Source organism: Shewanella sp. 0m-6 (genome assembly GCF_052977325.1).
Genome location: NZ_JBRIMD010000003.1, coordinates 109065 through 128140 on the forward strand (window position 1 = coordinate 109065; position 19076 = coordinate 128140).

Here is a 19076-nt window from a genome sequence, read left to right on the forward strand (position 1 = left end):
AGGGTGATTATTATGAGTATTGATAGACGTCAGGCGTTAACCAAAATTATCGGATTAAGCACTGCCGCTGCTGGTGCAGCATTAGTGGGGACTTCAGCTTTTGCCGCCACTGATGCAGACGGTAACTATCGATTAGAGATCGGTGAACAGCTTAAGTATGTGCCGCTAGATGCAATGGCGACGGCAAAGCTAGCCTATGAAACAGGTGGCGGCTGTATGCACCAAGTATTCCACTCGATTATTACCATGTTGGCGCAATCAACTAGTGTTGATGCTGATAAGTTTGCCTCGATCCCAACCGCGCTTGCGGGCTACGGCTGGGCAGGGATTGTGGGTCAAGGCACCATCTGCGGTAACTTAAACGCGGCGGGTATGTTAATCAATATTCTAGATGACATTAACGGTCAAAATAGCGCGATTATCGGCGCATCATTCCGCTATTACGAAACTGAAGATTTACCTCTTTCATCTGATGCATTTATTACTGGTATTGGCTCTACAGCAGAAAAGAGTCTAGAGGTGGGGAAAACATCTATTGCTAATAGCCCACTTTGCCACTCTTCAATCAGTAATTGGTCAGCGGCTTCAGGCAAGGTGTTTAAAGAGAAAGGAGAGCGTTGTAAGCGCCTTTCAGCCAGTATGGCTTATCACATTGTAGAGCTACTTAACCGTGCTCATGGTGGTGAAGATATCTCGTTGCTGCCTGAGGCGAAACCTTCAGCGGAGGCGCAAGCTTGTCAGTCATGCCATGGCGTAACAGAGACGATGGGCTCAGCTGCCAGCGTGAAGACAGATATGGAATGCACGACTTGTCATACGGGTCATTTTAATTAAGGAGTCAATTATGAAGGTCAAATTATTGAGCGCCTTATTGGCAAGCTCTGTGCTCCTTATGGGGTGTGGCAGCGATGATGACAATAATGATGTTACCGAGCCACCAGTGGTTGTGCCACCGCCTGTTGCAGATGTTATTGATATTAGTGAAGCCACGAGTATCGAGATGAGTCTTAAGAGCTTTGATGGGGCAACTGGCGCAATCACGTTTAGCTTGAATGATGGAGATAATAAAGCCATTACTCAGGCCACAAATTACGACATTTATTATTTTGGTTACCCAGATCCTGCGTCACCATCGACTAAGCCAAAGGCTTGGAAACGCTGGCATGTGACTCAAGGCTATAAGTGTGACACTAGCACCAATGACGAATGTGGCGGAGTTTTGACTGAAACGGCGACCAAGGGGCAATACACCTTTGATGCCACTGACTTAGATTTAGATTCTAAAGCTGCAGCTGGGGCGGTTGAACTTTATAAGGTCGCGATTCAGATCCATGGCGCACAGGCAAGCAATGAGATCGAGCTGATTGCTGCTGAAGAATAATAGAGTTCAGTAAAGCACTCTTTTAATTTCAGGTACTGACTTAGATTAGTACGAGCACCCTGCCTAATTTCAATCTATGCAGAGGGGGAGTCCTCCCCTAGATTGAGTTAAGCCTTCAAAGCCGCAATGATTATATTGCGGCTCTTTTTCTTTTTACTATTCGCTAATGCGTTCATTCTGGCTCATTGAGCGCGTGCTGTTTAAGCAGCTTGCGTTCGATAATGCTTGAGGCGGTAAACATGGTTAAATAGCCACAACCTAGGGCTAAAATTACCGCGACAACGTTGTCGGTAAACAGCCTAAGTAGATAGAACATGATGAGTAGCGTTGCAACACCTAACAGACGGATCATTAAGCTCTGTAAAAACAAGCCATGTGCTTTGATATAGGCGACCTGAAAAGCGTTGAGCATCATAAAACCAAAAAACAGCGCAAAATGCAGCAAGATAGGTGCGGCGTTAGCGTAAGTGTCGGGGAAGACAAAGCCGACGATTTCATCGCTAAACATCAATAATACAATTAATAAACCGACGCTAATTGTTAGGCTAAGTTTAAAGAACCAGCGGCGTATTTGTTGGATCTGTTGATGCTGTCCACTGCGAAGACATTGGGCTAGTTCAGGCAAAATATAGCGATAAACAGGGAAAACAAACAGCATAGTTAAATAAGCAATCAGAGGGCGGACAACGACCTGGAAATCACCGAGTTCGTCAATAGTAAAGTAGCCAATGGTTAGCAATACCGTGATGTACACCATCAAGATACTGGCGCCAACTTCAAGTGAAGACATCATGCTTTTTTTGACGAAATTACGCATCTCTGAATCGAGTTGCACAGGGGCTAGTGGCGTAGTGGCAATCTGCTTTCTACGCTGAATAAACATATAGGCCGCAACGGCTAAGTTAGATAGCATTAAGCTGAAAAATAGCGAGGACACAGGAGATAAGGCCAATAGATAATAGCAAACTAAAAACAGCAATATCTGCACCAGCGGCTCTATCCAGATAGTCTTATTAGCAATGTCATAGAGGCGGTACATGCCGATTTGATTGGTAAAATACACCTTAAACCCCATACCCAGAATAATCCCCACCAATTGGATGTATTCAACATCGATATTCAGTTGATGCTTGATGTAAGGCAGCACTAGCCCCCAGGTAAATAGCACCATAAAAATAAGTGAATAACGGAAAATATTAGTGATATCTCTATCGTTCTTGGTTTGAGAGAAACTCACCACCATAGAGGTACGAAAGCCACTCAATAAGATAAGTGACATAGAGATGATATCAACGACCGTGTGATACAGAGCCAAGTCATCCTTCTCGACCCATTGAGCTAACCAAATCTTAAATGCTAAGCCGAGCGACATACTGGCAAGTGTCGCCCAGATAGCGCTAATGAAGACTTGCTTAACTCGAACGAATGAAGACTCTGTCATGCTGTTGTGTTACTCAGTGGATGCTTGTTAACGGGTGTCAAATATTAACCATTAACACTTGATGTGCTAGGACTGTTGCTAAAAGCTGTGAAGTGGCGATTGTAAATGATGCTAGCCAACGGTAGTGCAAAAGAAAAGTGCGGACTCATCCGCACCAATACCAATCAATATTATATTATTGAGAACGGAACCAGCCCGTTATAGATAAGCGCTTCGATGGGCAAAAAGGAGCCAAATAGGTGACTGCATGGACATGTTTAACATCAAATAAAGTCATGGAGTTAAATTGTGGTGCCCAAGCATCTCTCGGGGTGCCATCATCTTGATAAAATTGCAGTAAACCTCCCCAGTCAGGGTGCCACTCTGGACTAAAACTTAATACAAAGGCGAGTATTCGACCCTCATGTTCAACCACATCTCTATGGCGAGTTAAAAAGTTGCCCGGGGTATATTGTGTTCCTTGAGCACTTGCGAGCTTGATATCAGCTCTACCAGATATGAACCTGATCTTTTCAAGCAGCTCCTCGGAATTTAAATAGCGTTTAACGGCATTTAAAGTAGTCGGACTAGATGGGGATATCATATGGCGACCATACCAAAATCCCACACCTTGAGCGGCATCTTGGTATAGATTGTGGAAGAGTGTCTTTTGACTATTGCTAGGCATAGCTCTTAATGCACTATTGCTCGATTCTATTGCTTTGCCAGCTTGAGTATAAGCATGAGAAAACTCCGTGTCATTCGCTAAACATTGCCTAATATCTTGCGCATCTTCAGTAAGCCATATGTTGTTTATTTTTATTCGATTATCTTTGGAATATTCGTTTTTAATCAGATCCCAATTGAGATCTGGAGAGAATGATTTACTCAAAAAAGCCTCCGACGTTTAAACATCATTTACAGGTTCTGCTAGATTAAACATATCTGCAGATTCGAGCTACAGAAACAATTCTCAGAATATATCAGATGTTATGCTTTTGCTTCTATGTTGTCTTGGTATTGTTTCGACATTGTTCGACTGTTTTTGTTATGATTTTTATTTTGTGGACCTAGGCAAAGATATTGGTTTTCAGTGGCTTTATGACTCAGGGACAAGTCATAGATGTTATCTTTTCAGATAGCGACAGGGTTCTTTATGGCGGTAAGAGTTAAGCGGGTTTTGCAAAGGAGTGATTATGCTTAAACAGAATGTGGAGCTGAGGCTTAAGCGGGTGAGTTACGCGTTAGCTTGGGTCTATTTGTTGCTGCCTCAGCTTAGCTATTCGGCCCCTGCTGCCAATGTAAAAACAACGATCGATAGGGTGGAAACCCCTGACAATGTCAAAGAAAAGTTGATTCTACCCTACCTATTTAGCACCGACTCTATGGGGTTGAACATCGGTGTGGGTGGAATGCTTAGTGGTTACTTTCAAGATCAAATGACTGTCGGTGGCACCGTGTTTGGCGGCGATGTGAGTCAAGGCGCTGGACTTGGAGTATGGAATGTAAAACTGCCTAAAACCGAGCGCTTCTTTTTAAGCGCCTATGGTTTTTTGGGCTATTACCCAGATCAAAGAGCCTATACGGGAGGATCGCGCGAGTTCATCCCGTCGGGTACGCCACTGCCTGGAAGCAATGGTTCCAGTAATCAGCAGTTTTTAGAGGCTGATGGCTCCTCTAATTGGTTCGACATTAAGCTTGAATATGCTCTACCTATAGGGGCGACCAAAGATAAGGGGCGAGTTGAATATAAGTTAGAAAACGGTTTACTCATTTCAGAGCCTAGTGGTGGTAAAGAGTGGAACCCTCTTGAAAGTGGTGCGACGGTAATAGTGCTGCGCCAGTTCAATCGTTATCAAAGTTTTGAGTTTGAAGATGAACCGCTTGACGGCAGTATTCATGCTGTTGAGCTTGGGATCTTATATGACAACACCGATTTCTCGGTCAATCCAAGTTATGGCAGTAGTCAGTACCTTTCTATATCACGAGATGTCTCTTGGCTAGATTCTGATAGTGAGTGGACCTTCATTAATCTCGATATGAGTAAATATTTCTCTTTTGGTGAGTCTGATTGGGCAAGCCAACGAATATTAGCGTTAAACTTTTGGAGCGGCTACTCCCCGTCTTGGGAGCTTGAATATGACGAGCAAGGTGGCCGTAGAATAACCAATGCTGCGCCTTATAATGAAGGGGCTACCTTAGGTGGCTTTTATCGTATGCGGGGTTTCGAGCAAAATCGATTTCATGACAAAGCTGCCATTTATACCAGTGCTGAATACCGGTACACCTTGAGGGCTAATCCAATAGAAGATGTGAATTGGTTAAGGTTCTTACGCTTAGATTGGTTTCAGCTGGTGGGTTTTGCTGAAGCGGGTCGAGTCGCGCCACAGTATAGTGCCAGCGAATTGTTGTCTGATGTAAAGTTTGATTATGGCGTGTCGCTGCGAGCCTTAACTGCTGGGATCGTTATTCGGTTTGATATTGCACACTCCGATGAAGCGACAAATGCTTGGGTGATGGTTGATCATCCCTTTTAACCAATGAAAACCACTAGAAGGCTGTAAGTTACCTTCTGTTTTTTCGAACGTTTGGTGTACCTTTTAGCGTTATTTATTCTGGTTTGTGCTTGTTATGCTACAGTCATTAGAGATTAATGAGGCAAGAATGATGAAGCTGCTAGCACAATATCAAGCGCATAAAGCAATGGATGGTGATGGGGTTAATATCCGCCGAGTCGCTGATTTTAATCAGTTAGGTTTCGATCCTTTTTTGATGATAGATGAAATAAAATCTGATGATAAAAATGATTTTATCGGTGGATTCCCCGCGCATCCGCACCGCGGTATTGAAACCTTCACCTATATTTTAAAAGGTGGTTTTGAGCACAAGGACCAATTAGGTAACGTTAAAGCTATCCGTAGCGGTGATGTACAGTGGATGAGCACAGGCAGTGGCGTGATCCATTCAGAGATGCCATTAAAGGATGCTAATGATGGGCTGCATGGTTTTCAGATCTGGTTGAATATGCCTGCAAAGGACAAAATGCGCCCGGCACGCTATCAAGATACGGCCGATATTGATTTACCTCAAGCGACTATAGAGGGAGTGTCTTTTAAAGCATTGGCTGGCCGTTGGCATGTTGGCGAGCATAGGTTAAGTTCGCCTTTACAGGGGCTTGCTGGCAGTGCTCAGATAGCGGATCTTATATTTGCACCTGAGGCAAACACCGAGCTTGATTTTAGTGTACTTGAGTTAAATGAAAATCGATTTGTGGGGATTTATATCTATGCGGGGTCGCTACAACAAGGTTTACCTGTAAACGGGGACGCTATTACTGAACAGCCAAAGCAGGCATACCAGGCGGGACACATGTTGGTATTAGACAGCCACACTATAACGCAGTTACAAGCTGGTGATGATGGCGCTGGGATCCTATTACTGATAGGCCAGCCGATAAATGAGACCATTGTTCACATGGGCCCGTTTGTGATGAACACTCAAGCAGAGATCCGCCAAGCGGTTGAGGATTACCAAATGGGACGTTTTGGCCATATAGAATAGTGCTAGACGAACGTTAATCGAAATAAAAATGCGAGCGAGTAAGCTCGCATTTTTATTGTCTAAGCCTTACTATCCGCTTGATAAAAATTGCAAAACTTAGCGAGTTTTTTACAGCTAATTTAACTATGACACGACTTACTCATGACGCGGCTTAATTATGAGACGATTTAATTATGAGACAAGTAGTATGCAAGTCGTTTGATATGGCTTTAGGGAGAGTAAATGGCGCTATGTTTAAATATATTTTCATTACCGAATGAGCATATTCGATTTTTGAAGGCTCACCCGCAAACGTTGGACGCTTATTTACAGGGGCAAAAGCCTCAGGCTGATGTGTTTCAGGATCGCGGCTCTTTGCTGAGCAAAATCGCCAAGTTGATGGCAGGCTCTGGTGCGCAGTCTTTGCCTAATGATTGGCCTGAACACGAGGCGATGATGATAGGGCCTGATGCAAATCATCGTAATGTGGACCTTTATCATTACATTCTCAATAATACTGAAGAGCGAGTAAAAGGCGCGGGCAGTTTGTTTCAAACCTGGCTGGATATAACGCACCACGATGCGATAAAGATGGATGCTGATAATGAATCATTTGCATTTGAAAGCCATCGCATACCCGCCTTGGTGTCACTGCTATCAGTACTTGATGAGTGCAGGGTTAGAGACCGATTCGATGCTTGGCTTGCGATACATAATCCCGATTACATTGTGCAGGAGCCTGAGTATCAAGAGATGACTCAGGGGATGGAGCGCTTTAGACGCAAGGTGACTGAGGCTAATACGCAGGACTTTGGCTTAATGTGGGTGACTCAGTAATACTTGATTGGGAACCGTTGCGAGTTTAACGATATTGACAGCTTTGCATGGTGCCAACTATTTGCTTATGCACGCTGTAAGGCTCGATATGGTTACGAGCCGTAATTTTACAATGTAGAGTAATCTAATGAGTCTATTTAAGTTTGGTTTAGCGGCAGATAAATCCGCGACAATTCGCCGAGAGCTAGGTAAAGATGCAGCGGCTTATTTTAACGTCATGCAGGCCGCTGAAGCGTCATTTTTTCGCGAGATAACCACAAAAGAGAACAGATTAAAGCTTGATTGGTTGCAGCTGCGTACTCGTTTAATTACTCGAATTGATGACAGTGACTTATCTAGACTAACTGAATTCAATGTCGAACTTATTCAGAATGTGTCTGCAGAGCAAGATGGCCAATCACGACAGGTCTGTGTGGTTACGCTTGAGTCGCTGCAAGCGGCGATAGCCGATATTGAAGCGCAATCTTGGCTAGGTTTTGATACCGAAACGGCGGCCACCTTTGAAAAGGGGCGACGTAATACTAATCCTATCTCATTGATTCAAATCGCAACTGCCACTCATTGCTATCTGTTTCGCATGCAGTCTGAGAATGTAGAGCCCTTTAAGGCGGCACTGGCACCGGTATTAAGCAATGAGCATCTGCTTAAAATTGGTATCGGCTTGAGACATGATATCAATGCAATGAAGCGAGATTTTGATATTAGTATCACCGCGATACTGGATCTAAATTGGCTGATGAATCAACTTGGTGCACCTAAACAGTTAGGCACACAGCAAGCAGCCGCAACGGTTTTGGCACTAAAGCTGCCTAAAAGCAAAAAGGTGACATTATCAAATTGGGGCAAGCCACTTGCCGAGCCGCTGAGTGAGCTACAACTGCAATATGCGGCGGCAGATACTTTTGTGGCATTGGACATTTTACATTCAATAACAGTGCAAATTGCCCCTTATCAAACACTATGGCCTAAATCGCTGATACAACGTTTAGCCGACTTAACAGGATCTTAAAAGAGAGAGACTTGATGATATATAAAGGTCAATTGGTACGATGGAATGATACGAAAGGATTTGGTTTTATTCGTATTGAGCAGGCTGATGACGTTAATGACTCCAATAATGAAGTGTTTATTCATGTGTCTGCGTTAGGCTTGATACCACGTAGACCCTTGGTGGGAGATAGCATCTCTTTTCAAATACTGACGCAAAAAGATGGTAAGCGCAGGGCGGTAGAAGCGCAGATCGAAGGGCTGACTCTAGCACCGACTAGAGAACGGCAGAAGCTTAATCTGGAGCATCTAAATCTGCAGAAGCTTCATCTGCAAAAGGGGACTTCGCAATCGCAGCACCGAAAGTCGATTAACGGCGTTTTATACCGTATTGGCATTATGCTGGTGGTACTGGCTATTGCGAGCTTTGCCTATAATCGCGTATTTACAAGCACTGGGAATTTACATGGTGCGACAACATCAGGCTTAGCAGCACCATTTTCTGGTGAGCAACAGAGTAGCGCAGGAGAATTGCAGCGCGCTTTTGAGCAGGGGCTGAGTAACCTTCAAGTGCAAAGCTCTGGCGTGGTCAGTAAGGTTCTAGCAGATGATGATAAAGGTAGTCGTCATCAACGATTTATTGTGACATTGCCACACGGGCAAACGGTTTTAGTCGCTCACAATATTGATTTAGCGCCGCGAATAGCGGATTTAAATGTTGGTGATTCAGTTGAGTTTTACGGTGAATATGAGTGGAATGATCGCGGTGGGGTAGTGCATTGGACTCATCATGATCCTAGGGGGCGCCATATTGGTGGTTGGCTTAAGCATAATGGCCAAACTTATCAATAGTTTATTATCTATACGCTCAGTGTCATAGCGGTATGGGAAACACTGGAGCTTGCCGTTAATGTAGTGCCAGATAGTCAAAAGGGGCAAAGCCCTTCAGCTTTTGCCCCTTTTGTTGTTTGCGGTTGTAAGACCCTTTACCTTTCTTTGGTTTTTCAGTGCGCGTTCTAAATAGCGAGCTAGTAACGATTGCCTTTAAAGCGTTATCTTTTATTACGCCGCGACCACTTTCGTGTTCGGTATGCGTTTGCTGGTGATGTTTTGCCATCATATTCTCCAATGGGTTAATTGAATCGATAAAAAAGCACCGTGCGGACAAATTTAAGCTATTGCTAAACTTGTCGTTACGGTGCGATTATACGCTGTTTTTTAATGACGGCGAACATTTATTGTTCACTTTTTAAACCGCACAGTCACTATGGCTCTGAGCTAATGAGCATTAAGCATTAAGCATTAAGCATTAAAAGATCAGCGTGTATAGGTAACCTGCCGCTATCGCCATACCCAAGATAACCGCTAAAAATGCTGCAATCATTTGGTTCTTGAAGATAGATTTAAGCAAGATCACCTCGGTTAAGCTTGCGCCTGCACTGCCAATAATCAATGCCATCACTGAACCTAATGCCATTCCTTTCGCGACTAAGGCTGAGCTTAGTGGGATCACCGCTTCTGCACGAATGTAGAGTGGGATACCAATTACAGCTGCGATTGGAATAGCATACCAAGTACCTTCTCCGGCGTATTTTGCGATTAGCTCTGTAGGAATAAAGCCATAGATAAGCGAACCAACTAAAATACCAATCATTAAGTAAGGCAGTACTTGCTTAAAGTCTTTCCAAGTTGAACGCCATACGCGCATCCAACGACTATCTTCTTTTACCGCTGGAGCTTCGCAGCAGCTACTTGCTTCTACCTGAGTAGAGCAACCACTGCTGACCGTTGCGAGAGCGGGCTCTGAACAGCAACTTGCTTGGGCAACTGGCTCCACTTTTTCAGGTGCTGAGCAGCAAGCGGCTTCAGTGTTAGCTTTTTGCTTTGCTGTATCGTCACAACTTATACCACAGCTTGAAACCCCCGCAGCTTCATATGCTTCAGGCTTTACGTAACGCTCAAAGCCAAGTTTCTCAAGCACATAACCCGCTGTTACTGAAACCACCATGGCAACGACGAAATAAAATAACGCCACTTTAAAGCCAAAGGTCACGATAAATAGGCCAATAATAATGGGGTTCAATAATGGGCTTGAGAACAAGAAAACCATCATAGGACCAAAGCCCGCTTTTGCTCTTAATAGACCCTTTAAGAAAGGGATCGTCGAGCAGGAGCAAAATGGCGTTATCGCACCGAGTAGCGCTGCAATAACATAGCCTTTGCCTTTCTTTGAACTCAAAATCGACTGGATCTTTTCTGGAGGAATATACTCCTGTAGTAATCCGACGATATAGCTAATCGCGATAAATAGTACGGTTAACTCAGCTGCAAGGAATAGAAACATTCCGGCTGACTCTTTTGCCATTGCAATGATTTCAGGGCTCATGGTGTTTACCTCTAGATTCTTTGTTTATTATTTCCGGAAAAGTCGAAATAACAAGTTGGGCAAATAATAATCCGATTTGCAAAAGTGTCAATCATTATTTCGGTAAATGTGGAAATGATTTTATGGCAGTCTAGTCGTCAGTGACGTGCTTGTCGCGGTAGTCGTTATTCTCTATGATTAAAAAATAATGCAATTTAGGACGTTAGCATGCTTGACGCGATATGTTTATTCGATGAGTCGAATCCTATCACTTACTCTATATTTAAGTTTCAAAAGCTCAGTGAGTTAGATATCGAGCAATATCGCCAGGCATTGATATGTCCTGCTTGCGCAGGTAAAGCCTATTACCGTAAAGCATCTAAAGATGGTAAGGCCGCCTGCTTTGGTTCGCGCTATCACCAGACTGGTTGCCGCGAATTCAAACCTTCTGCGGCTAAAGAGCGCGAAGAGCAGCATGCCGTTGAGGTGAATCAGATATTAGCTGATAGCGATGCGATGATGATTGATTTTAGTCGCCATCCGCGATCATTTAAGTCTATGACAGATGAGCGAGCATCGTTAAACACCAAGGCAGATGTTGCCTTACCTACGGGGAAGAAACCGCTTGATGAAGCGGATTTTCAGCCCAGCGTGGGATCTGAGCTGCAAACACAGACGCAAGCAAGCCCACAGCAGCAGGCTGTGAGTCCGTCACCCAGTGACGTCGCTGCTCATTCTTCCACTGTTGAAAAGCGTATTGCCAGTGAAGGCCTAGAGAAGATATTGCACAGCTTAATGCGTGGCAGTGAGCTGGCCAGTTCAGAACTGTGGGTTTATACCGATCAGAAATACCGCTGGCGCGCCAAGAACCTATTCGTCAATTTTGCCGATGCCGAGCCAACAGAAAATGGCTCTCCTAGAATGTACTGGGGCACTATTTCCCATATGGATAAAGAGGGGCTTTGGCTTAACCCTGCTGATAGCAAAGACGTTGGGATCCCAATTGATAATATCGCTAAAGCATTACAGCAGCGCTTTGGGTTAACTGAAAGGCGAGATTTCGAGGGCGCAGGCATTATCTTATTCGGTAAATGTTTTTGGAATAAAGCTAAAAACCGAAAAATTATTCAATTGTGGGGTAAGGACTTAAATCGTATTTTTATTTCTAAATCGGAAGAGGGCGAATAGTCCAAATTGATGAAATGTAAAACCCGCTGGGATTAGGCAAAGATTTCGGTATTTTTAAGTCAAAATTGGCTGTAATTTGTCATTGGCGTCAATATTGTTAAAGTTAATATATTCAATGGCTTGCGTTTTTTACGTCAGTGGTGCTTATAAAAATTCACTCAATGGGGATATTTATTATTGACTCAAAGGCCAATGGGGATTATTTTCTGCGCGATGTTTTTACTAGGGGCCCCAAAATAGCCCGTAAAATTCAAGGTATCGGCAGGTATCTCAACGGTAAAGCAGCAATTAAACTTCGCAAATAATTGCGTGAGTTTGGTGATTAATTGCCATTTTGGCACTTTATTATAAGGACGTTAGCGCATGTCTGAACCGACAGCCTTAAGTCTTATCCCACCTGTGGTGGTATTGGTGTTAGCGATTGTGCTACGCCGCCCAATTCTTTCTTTGATTATCGGTGCATTAGTTGGCTTGGCTATGTATGAGCCGCAGAATTTACTGACTAATTTTGCTGATACCTCTTTGTCTGTTATGACCGATGAAACCATCGGCTGGCTGATCCTTGTGTGTGGTGGCTTTGGTGCTCTGATTGCTCTGCTAGTGCGTACCGGTGGCTCGATGGCGTTTGGTCGTCATGCATTGAAGTTTGCCAAAGGGCAAAAGTCATCACTGTTTATGACCTTTATTCTTGGGGCGGTTATCTTTATCGATGACTACCTCAATGCACTAACGGTTGGCTCAACCATGAAGCGGGTCACCGATAAGTTTAAAGTGTCTCGTGAGATGCTGGCTTATGTTGTGGACTCAACCGCAGCACCGGTTTGCGTATTGGTACCGCTATCTACCTGGGCAGTATTTTTTGGTGGTTTGCTTGTCGATAACGGCATAGCGGCTGAAGGCCAGGGCATTGCTGTTTATATGCAGGCCATTCCTTATATGCTGTATGCATGGTTGGCTGTGGCTATGGTGCTATTGGTGATCTTAGGGATCGTGCCTGCATTTGGCCCAATGAAAAAGGCGCAAATTGCAGCGGCTAAAGGTGAGCCAGCGATTAAGCAGATGGACTTAGATGAAGTGCAAACTTCTGACGAGTACGCATTAAAAGCGATTGAAGATGAATTTAAGCATGCCGACGATGGCGGCAAGCTACATAACTTCTTTGTACCAATCATCTTGTTGGTCGGCTTTACCGTCTATTTTGACATCGATGTGCTTAAAGGTCTGATTGCTACACTTGCAGTTACCTTGCCGTATTATGGTCTACAAAAGCTGATGCCACTGTCAGAGATGATGGAGCAGATGATTGATGGCTTTAAAAATATGCTACCAGCAATTGGTACCGTAATTGCCGCATTCATCTTTAAAGATGTATGCGATAAATTGATGCTGCCACAATATGTCATTGAGAGCTTAAGCCCGTTTATGACGCCGCAACTATTGCCAGCCGTGGTGTTTTTAACCATGTCGGTTTTGGCCTTTGCGACAGGTTCTAGCTGGGGTATTTTTGCGGTATCAATTCCGATTGTGATGCCACTGGCTCAGTCAGTCGACGCCAATATTCCATTGGTGATTGGTGCACTTTTATCGGCATCATCATTTGGTAGTCAGGCGTGTTTCTACTCTGACTCCACGGTGCTCGCGGCGCAAGGCTCAGGTTGTAACTTAGTGAGTCATGCGGTGACTCAGTTGCCTTACGCATTACTCGCCGCAGGCATGACTTTTGTTGGCTTCTTATTGCTGGCATAAGCCTTTAATCGCGTAATACGTCATTTGGTTATTATTTTAAAGGGCTGCACTTAGGTGCAGCCCTTTTTGTTGTCTATTAGACTATGCAGCTTGAGTTTTAACCACCTCGATAACTATTAATTAATTTCACGTATCGGAGTTTGGCTCAGCAATACTGCTGGTACATTTGTTGGCAAATTTAACTTTACACACGTAAGGTTAACAAAAATAAGGCAAAGTGTTGACGTTATTTAACAATGCTGTAGATTTGTTGCTTAGTTAAGGGTAGCTACCTTGGCTTAAAAATTAGAAGACTCAACAAAATTGAATGAATTGAGTTCGCAATTAACAAAGGGAATGTTGAATATGACGTCAATAAGCAGTTTATCTAAAGCTGTCAAAGTTGCATTACTCGCAACGACAAGTGCAGCGTTAATGACAAGTGCTGGAGCTTATGCTGAAGAGCAAGAAGGCGATAGTATTGAAAGAATCGAGGTGACAGGATCAAAAATCAAGCGAATTGGTCAACTGTCTCCAACTCCTGTAACTGTGATTACAGGTGCAGATATGATGGATATGGGTATCACAAACGTTGCTGATATCTTGAATAAACTTCCATCATCAACTGTTGGTATCTCTCCAGAGACTTCTAACAACACTATTTTTGCCAATGGTCTAAACCAAACCAATCTACGTGGCCTAGGGACAGATCGTACACTTGTATTGGTTAACGGTCGTCGTTTTGTTGCTGGTTCAAATGGTGACTCTGCAGTCGATTTGAACACCATTCCCACAGCAATGGTTTCTCGCATTGAGGTGATTACTGGTGGCGCATCTGCGGTATATGGTTCAGATGCGATTGCTGGTGTAATTAACATTATTACTCGAACAGATATTCAAGGTGTTGAGCTTGATGTCTCTTATACGCAACCAGAACAAAGTGGCGGTGAAGAGGGGCAGTTCTCGTTAACTGCAGGTGGAACCTATTTAGACGATAAACTGTCGACAGTATTTAACTTTACTTATGCTGAGCAAAAAGAGTTACGCTCAACTGACAGAGACTTTTTAGATAATCCAGTAAACAGTATTTATAACCCTGATTGGAATCCAGATTTAGATGATGGAACTCCTGCACGTATTGAGTACATTGGTCGTAAGCCACTGTCTTGGATTAATGAGGCGGGTACTTTCTATGGTGGTGATGGCGGTCAATATACTTTCGGCCCAGATGGTTCGATGAAAGTATTTGATTATGGTGAAGGCTTAATCCCAGGTCCTGGTAATAATGATAGCTATTGTGGACCAAGCTGTGAGGGCTATGATCCTGTTGATTACGGTCTAGTGCGTACACCGTTAGACCGTAAGGTATTTACACTAAATACTGACTATGAAATTAATGATGAGCATAAGATCTTCACTGAAATCACTTATGTTGATTATACCTCTAACGGTGAAAGCACCCCGGTATTCCATACGTGGAACCCCGTCATGGCTGATAACGCTTTTTTACCACAAGCAACCCAGGATCTGATGGCCGATACAGGTATGGAATACCTAAACCTTTCCCGTATCGATGGTGAGTTTGGTAACCGTACTTATAATCAAGACCGTGAAACAACGCGCTTCCTCGTCGGTGTAGAAGGTGTGATCAGTGATGATTGGGATTACTCTATTCACGCTCAACGTGGTCAGTTAAAGGAAACCACGCTATGGAAAGGTCAGATATGGGATGAGCGTTATGAGCAGGCTAAAGATGCTATCTTAGTCGATGGTGAAATAGTTTGTCGTGATGCAGATGCACGTGCAGCGGGTTGTGTACCTATGAACTTACTTGGTGAAAACCAAGCAAGTCAAGAGTCTATAGATTGGGTTGGCACAAGTGCTGGCCAGACTGCCAAGACAACACAGACTAGTGCTGGTCTCGTTGTTAGTGGTGCGCTATTTGAGCTGCCTGCAGGTTATGTCAGTGCAGCATTCAGTGCTGATTACCGTAAAGAAGAGTCTGAAACTAATCCAGATCAAGCGTTAGTTGACGGTACAATTTTTGGTAATAGTGCCAACCCAATGCGTGGTGAGTATGATGTTACTGAATTTGCAGCTGAATTTAATATTCCATTATTATCTGATATGTTCCTCGCACATGACTTAGCGCTTGATTTAGCTTATCGTTGGATGGATTACAGCACTGCAGGTCAAGATGATGCATGGAAAGTGGGTTTAAACTGGGCTCCAATTGAAGATCTGCGTCTACGAGCGACACGTTCTAAATCAGTTCGAGCACCAAATATTGGTGAGCTATTTAGCCCTGCAGGGCAAACATTTGAAAACTTTACAGATGTTTGTGACAAGATTAACGTTGAGCTAGGTCCAAATGATAACCGTAAGGCAAACTGTCAGGCTGCTGGTTTGCAAGATGGGTGGAATCCGTCTGATTCTTGGTACCAGAGTAATCACCCAGGAAGCAACGCTGGTAATCCAGATCTTAAGGCTGAAACGTCACACGATTACACAATTGGTGCGGTTTATACGCCTAATTATCTTGAAGGTTTCTCTATCACAGTAGATTACTGGGCATTTGAGATCTCAGATGCAATTGAATACATAGATGTTAGTACTGCTGTTCGTTATTGTTACGACTCTGAGTCACTAGATAACGTTTATTGCAGCCGATTTACTCGTGATGCCGCGACTGGTGATATTGTCGATTTCGTTCAGAGCCCTGTTAACTCTGCGTCATTTGATGTTAAAGGTGTCGATATTGAAAGCCAATATGACATTCCAACTGATAGCTTTGGTGACTTTAAAGTTCATGTTATTGCGACTTACCTAGAGCAGTGGCAAACAAACCCGACAGGTTTTGCTGATGATCTACAGGTTGATGTTGGTGAATACACAGATCCACGTTGGAAAGCGATGTTTAGCTTAGGCTGGAAGTACGATGCACTAAGTCTAGAAGCACGCTCTAACTATCGTCATTCTGCAGTTGCAAGTAATGACTGGAAGCCTGAGAACAACAACTATAACGATATTCCATCTAGTACCATTTGGGACTTCACTGGTTCATATGCCTTTAATGATGCTCTATCTTTACGCTTCGGTATATTGAATGCCTTTGATCTTGCACCACCACGTAACCCATATGTATACGATGGTGCAGGTTATTACGACACAACAGGTCGTGCATTCTTCCTAGGTGCAAACTATAAGCTTTAATATTATTAAATAATTAGTTAGTCATATCGTGCCCTAAAATGCATTGATATTATTAAAAGCCAGTAGCGATTAGCTGCTGGCTTTTTCATTTCTATCAGTAAGATATTTGTCATCAATGATGCGGCGGGCTCTCCCGCTGCTATGCAGCAGATATGGTCGTTACTGAGTCATGTTTGTTTCTCTTACAAAGTGCAAGAAAGTCGCAGGAAAAGTACTCGCTGTAGAGATTGAGCGACAGGCTATAGCTTCAGTGTAGTTAGCAATATTTTTCTCTTTGAATGTAAATCCTTTTATCTAAGTTAGTACGAGCTTTCACATTGGCGCAATCCATTAGATTTAGAATTGGTATCTTTAGCACTCACGCTAGGCTGCTAATTGAACTTAAAGGTATCCCTAAGCAGCTCGATCAAGGCTCGGCTCTTCTCCGGTAAAAACTGCCTAGAAGCATAGATTAAGGTGAGTTTGATTTCTGGCAGCTTTTCTTTGGGTAACACAGGGAACAACTCGCCTGATTTAAGCGCATCTTGGACTAAGATGGTTGGCAGTAGGGCGACGCCTTTGTTACTGCTTGCCATGTGCTGAATTAAGCGTAAATCGTCAGAGCACAGCCTAATAGTGAGGTTGTCGGGGAGTGATGCAAAATTATAACGGCTCACCATGATAGGGTGCTTAAACAAGTCGTCAAAATCGACTATAGGCTCATGATTTTGCAAGTAATCAGCAGACGCGACTAAGCTACTCGGGAATCGCAATAGAGTTTGCTGTACATAATCCTCATTTATCACCTTAACCCCATCGGGTAAGATCTGGATATCGACGTTGTCTCGTTTAAGGTCGACACTTTCCTGACAATGCAACACTTCTAATAATACATCTGGAAACTGCTCAAGATAATTATCGATCAATAGGCTGAACATATTAGAGGTAATAAGCGCGGCGGGAACGGCGACTCTTAATACCCCTTGCAAAGACTTTTGCTGATTACTGAGTAACTTTGCCGCATGCGCCACGCCACTTAATGGCTGATTAATTTGCTGGTACAACAAGCGACCATTTTCTGTGAGCTCTATTTGGCGTGTGGTGCGAATAAGTAATTGGCAACCCAAAGCCTTTTCCAGTTCTTGTAAGCGCCGGCTTACTTTCGAACGCTGTAACGAATGCTGTTTTGCTGCAGCGCTGATCCCTCCATGTTGAACAGTTAATACAAACAGGTGTAGATCATCCATGCTAATGTTCATTGTCCTACCTATAGGTTGTAAATGTGCTATTTGTCATTCTATTTAATCTAATTAGCAATATCTATAATACTTGCCCCTCAGATCGACCTTGGACTTATCCATGCAAACCGCAGAACATGCTTTTCGTCGTTGGATGCAAAGCCTCATTATTCTATTTATTATTTTTATTGGCTATATCGTTATTGCTGATCGCTATGCTCCACTCACCACTGAAAGCCGGGTGCAAGGCTATGTGGTTCAAGTCGCAGCAGAAGTAACAGGTACTGTGGTGGACGTTCAGGCTGAGAATAATCAAAAAATGCGTAAAGGTGACCCGCTTTTTAGCATTGATGACCGTAAATACCGATTGGCAGTGGAAAAGGCGCAGTTAGCGCTAGAGCAGGCGAGCGAACAAGAAGAGGCTATGTATGCCAAGGTTGCAGTGGCTGAAGCTAATGTTGCGACTAATCAGGCCGCTTTTAAAAATGCCAATAGCGAATTTAACCGAATAAATAAATTGGCAAAGCAAAAGTTAGTTTCGGCGTCGATGCTGGATAATTCGCTGGCTAACAATAATGCCTCGCTATCGAATCTGCATGCTGCTAAGCAGGAGTTGCTCGTGTTAAAAGTGCAGTTAGGTGGACTTCCAGGGCAAAGTAGTGGCGTTCGCGCCGCACAAAATACATTAAAGCAGGCGCAATTAGACCTTTCTCATACCCAAGTGTTTGCCCCTAGCGATGGTGTGGTGACCAACTTGCAGCTCAAAGTGGGCAGTACCGCCAATGCGAACATGCCGCTACTGACATTTATTCCCACTGATTCGCTTTGGGTTGCGGCGGATTATCGAGAAAAAGCGGTTGCGAATATTACCCCTAAAACAAGCGCACTGGTGGCATTTGACGCGTTTCCGGGGCGTGTCTTTAGCTTCAATGTGCAAAGCCGTGACTTTGGTGTCGCCGCCGCGCAGCAAAGCCCTAACGGCCAGCTGACTCATGTGGAAGTTAATAACCGCTGGGTACGTGATGCACAGCGAGTCAGAATTAACTTAACCAGCCACAATCCTTTACCACAACCGCTATTTGTTGGTTCTCGCGCTACAGTCGTATTGTATCCAGAAGACAATATTGTGTGGGGATTTCTGGCTAAGGCTCAAATTCATATTGTGAGCTTACTTCATTATATCTACTGATTTTAAGTCAACAT

Annotated in this window: 16 protein-coding genes; 11 read left to right on the top strand and 5 right to left on the bottom strand. The window is 43.7% G+C overall.

The features are described from left to right. The first annotated feature begins 12 nt into the window (after nucleotides 1–12). Both ACVBJC_RS03285 and ACVBJC_RS03290 read left to right on the top strand, forming a co-directional pair. Nucleotides 13–834: a cytochrome C gene (locus ACVBJC_RS03285; RefSeq protein ID WP_447159452.1), complete on the top strand. Its 822-nt coding sequence runs from the start codon at nucleotides 13–15 to the stop codon at nucleotides 832–834. A 10-nt stretch (nucleotides 835–844) separates the two neighbouring features. Continuing rightward, entirely contained in the window at nucleotides 845–1381 is a 537-nt protein-coding gene (locus tag ACVBJC_RS03290; protein WP_447159453.1) for a hypothetical protein, read from the top strand. Nucleotides 1382–1553: 172 nt separating this feature from the next. Here the strand turns inward: ACVBJC_RS03290 and ACVBJC_RS03295 are convergent, their stop codons facing one another. After that, nucleotides 1554–2822 carry a lipopolysaccharide biosynthesis protein gene (locus tag ACVBJC_RS03295; RefSeq protein WP_447159454.1) on the bottom strand — a complete coding sequence of 423 codons (1269 nt, stop codon included), beginning with the start codon at nucleotides 2820–2822 and terminating at the stop codon, nucleotides 1554–1556. Nucleotides 2823–2997: 175 nt separating this feature from the next. Then, entirely contained in the window at nucleotides 2998–3693 is a 696-nt protein-coding gene (locus ACVBJC_RS03300; RefSeq protein ID WP_447159455.1) for a 2OG-Fe(II) oxygenase, read from the bottom strand. Nucleotides 3694–3997: 304 nt separating this feature from the next. Here ACVBJC_RS03300 and ACVBJC_RS03305 point away from each other — a divergent pair, with 304 nt between their 5' ends. The 5 genes from ACVBJC_RS03305 (at nucleotide 3998) to ACVBJC_RS03325 (ending at nucleotide 9017) form a co-directional block, all read left to right on the top strand. Then, nucleotides 3998–5338 carry a BamA/TamA family outer membrane protein gene (locus ACVBJC_RS03305; protein WP_447159456.1) on the top strand — a complete coding sequence of 447 codons (1341 nt, stop codon included), beginning with the start codon at nucleotides 3998–4000 and terminating at the stop codon, nucleotides 5336–5338. Between the two features lie 130 nt (nucleotides 5339–5468). Next, nucleotides 5469–6362 (top strand): pirin family protein, encoded by an 894-nt coding sequence (locus ACVBJC_RS03310; RefSeq protein WP_447159578.1) that lies wholly within the window; start codon nucleotides 5469–5471, stop codon nucleotides 6360–6362. 222 nt (nucleotides 6363–6584) lie between these two features. Then, complete coding sequence (locus ACVBJC_RS03315; protein ID WP_447159457.1) at nucleotides 6585–7178, top strand: hypothetical protein; 594 nt, start codon at nucleotides 6585–6587, stop codon at nucleotides 7176–7178. 127 nt (nucleotides 7179–7305) lie between these two features. Continuing rightward, nucleotides 7306–8187: a 3'-5' exonuclease gene (locus ACVBJC_RS03320; protein WP_447159458.1), complete on the top strand. Its 882-nt coding sequence runs from the start codon at nucleotides 7306–7308 to the stop codon at nucleotides 8185–8187. A gap of 14 nt (nucleotides 8188–8201) precedes the next feature. After that, nucleotides 8202–9017 (top strand): DUF3465 domain-containing protein, encoded by an 816-nt coding sequence (locus tag ACVBJC_RS03325; RefSeq protein ID WP_447159579.1) that lies wholly within the window; start codon nucleotides 8202–8204, stop codon nucleotides 9015–9017. A gap of 55 nt (nucleotides 9018–9072) precedes the next feature. On the opposite strand, the gene ACVBJC_RS03330 is transcribed toward ACVBJC_RS03325, so the two are convergent. Beyond that, the gene (locus ACVBJC_RS03330; protein WP_447159459.1) at nucleotides 9073–9282 is read right to left on the bottom strand and encodes a ribosome alternative rescue factor ArfA; all 210 of its coding nucleotides are present in this window, start codon (nucleotides 9280–9282) and stop codon (nucleotides 9073–9075) included. Between the two features lie 192 nt (nucleotides 9283–9474). Further along, nucleotides 9475–10551, bottom strand: a complete 1077-nt coding sequence (locus ACVBJC_RS03335; protein WP_447159460.1) for a permease — start codon at nucleotides 10549–10551, stop codon at nucleotides 9475–9477. Nucleotides 10552–10758: 207 nt separating this feature from the next. Between ACVBJC_RS03335 and ACVBJC_RS03340 the strand changes: the two genes are divergently transcribed. The 3 genes from ACVBJC_RS03340 to ACVBJC_RS03350 all read left to right on the top strand — a co-directional run bounded on the left by ACVBJC_RS03340 (nucleotide 10759) and on the right by ACVBJC_RS03350 (nucleotide 16656). Next, nucleotides 10759–11718, top strand: coding sequence for a hypothetical protein (locus ACVBJC_RS03340; protein WP_447159461.1), 960 nt, complete (start codon nucleotides 10759–10761; stop codon nucleotides 11716–11718). A gap of 363 nt (nucleotides 11719–12081) precedes the next feature. Further along, entirely contained in the window at nucleotides 12082–13464 is a 1383-nt protein-coding gene (locus ACVBJC_RS03345) for a Na+/H+ antiporter NhaC family protein (RefSeq protein ID WP_447159462.1), read from the top strand. Between the two features lie 345 nt (nucleotides 13465–13809). Next, a complete protein-coding gene (locus ACVBJC_RS03350) occupies nucleotides 13810–16656 on the top strand; it encodes a TonB-dependent receptor domain-containing protein (RefSeq protein ID WP_447159463.1) in 2847 nt (948 codons plus the stop codon). Between the two features lie 371 nt (nucleotides 16657–17027). Here ACVBJC_RS03350 and ACVBJC_RS03355 read toward each other — a convergent pair whose 3' ends face one another. Continuing rightward, nucleotides 17028–17894: a LysR family transcriptional regulator gene (locus ACVBJC_RS03355; RefSeq protein ID WP_447159464.1), complete on the bottom strand. Its 867-nt coding sequence runs from the start codon at nucleotides 17892–17894 to the stop codon at nucleotides 17028–17030. Between the two features lie 100 nt (nucleotides 17895–17994). Here ACVBJC_RS03355 and ACVBJC_RS03360 point away from each other — a divergent pair, with 100 nt between their 5' ends. Then, nucleotides 17995–19062: an HlyD family secretion protein gene (locus ACVBJC_RS03360; RefSeq protein ID WP_447159465.1), complete on the top strand. Its 1068-nt coding sequence runs from the start codon at nucleotides 17995–17997 to the stop codon at nucleotides 19060–19062. Nucleotides 19063–19076 lie beyond the last annotated feature (14 nt).

Excerpts from the sequence above, each read along its gene's own strand:
- ACVBJC_RS03285 (WP_447159452.1), top strand. The coding sequence starts at position 13 with ATGAGTATTGATAGACGTCAGGCGTTAACCAAAATTATCGGATTAAGC.
- ACVBJC_RS03290 (WP_447159453.1), top strand. The coding sequence starts at position 845 with ATGAAGGTCAAATTATTGAGCGCCTTATTGGCAAGCTCTGTGCTCCTT.
- ACVBJC_RS03295 (WP_447159454.1), bottom strand. The coding sequence starts at position 2,822 with ATGACAGAGTCTTCATTCGTTCGAGTTAAGCAAGTCTTCATTAGCGCT.
- ACVBJC_RS03305 (WP_447159456.1), top strand. The coding sequence starts at position 3,998 with ATGCTTAAACAGAATGTGGAGCTGAGGCTTAAGCGGGTGAGTTACGCG.
- ACVBJC_RS03310 (WP_447159578.1), top strand. The coding sequence starts at position 5,469 with ATGAAGCTGCTAGCACAATATCAAGCGCATAAAGCAATGGATGGTGAT.
- ACVBJC_RS03315 (WP_447159457.1), top strand. The coding sequence starts at position 6,585 with ATGGCGCTATGTTTAAATATATTTTCATTACCGAATGAGCATATTCGA.
- ACVBJC_RS03320 (WP_447159458.1), top strand. The coding sequence starts at position 7,306 with ATGAGTCTATTTAAGTTTGGTTTAGCGGCAGATAAATCCGCGACAATT.
- ACVBJC_RS03325 (WP_447159579.1), top strand. The coding sequence starts at position 8,202 with ATGATATATAAAGGTCAATTGGTACGATGGAATGATACGAAAGGATTT.
- ACVBJC_RS03330 (WP_447159459.1), bottom strand. The coding sequence starts at position 9,282 with ATGGCAAAACATCACCAGCAAACGCATACCGAACACGAAAGTGGTCGC.
- ACVBJC_RS03335 (WP_447159460.1), bottom strand. The coding sequence starts at position 10,551 with ATGAGCCCTGAAATCATTGCAATGGCAAAAGAGTCAGCCGGAATGTTT.
- ACVBJC_RS03340 (WP_447159461.1), top strand. The coding sequence starts at position 10,759 with ATGCTTGACGCGATATGTTTATTCGATGAGTCGAATCCTATCACTTAC.
- ACVBJC_RS03345 (WP_447159462.1), top strand. The coding sequence starts at position 12,082 with ATGTCTGAACCGACAGCCTTAAGTCTTATCCCACCTGTGGTGGTATTG.
- ACVBJC_RS03350 (WP_447159463.1), top strand. The coding sequence starts at position 13,810 with ATGACGTCAATAAGCAGTTTATCTAAAGCTGTCAAAGTTGCATTACTC.
- ACVBJC_RS03355 (WP_447159464.1), bottom strand. The coding sequence starts at position 17,894 with ATGAACATTAGCATGGATGATCTACACCTGTTTGTATTAACTGTTCAA.
- ACVBJC_RS03360 (WP_447159465.1), top strand. The coding sequence starts at position 17,995 with ATGCAAACCGCAGAACATGCTTTTCGTCGTTGGATGCAAAGCCTCATT.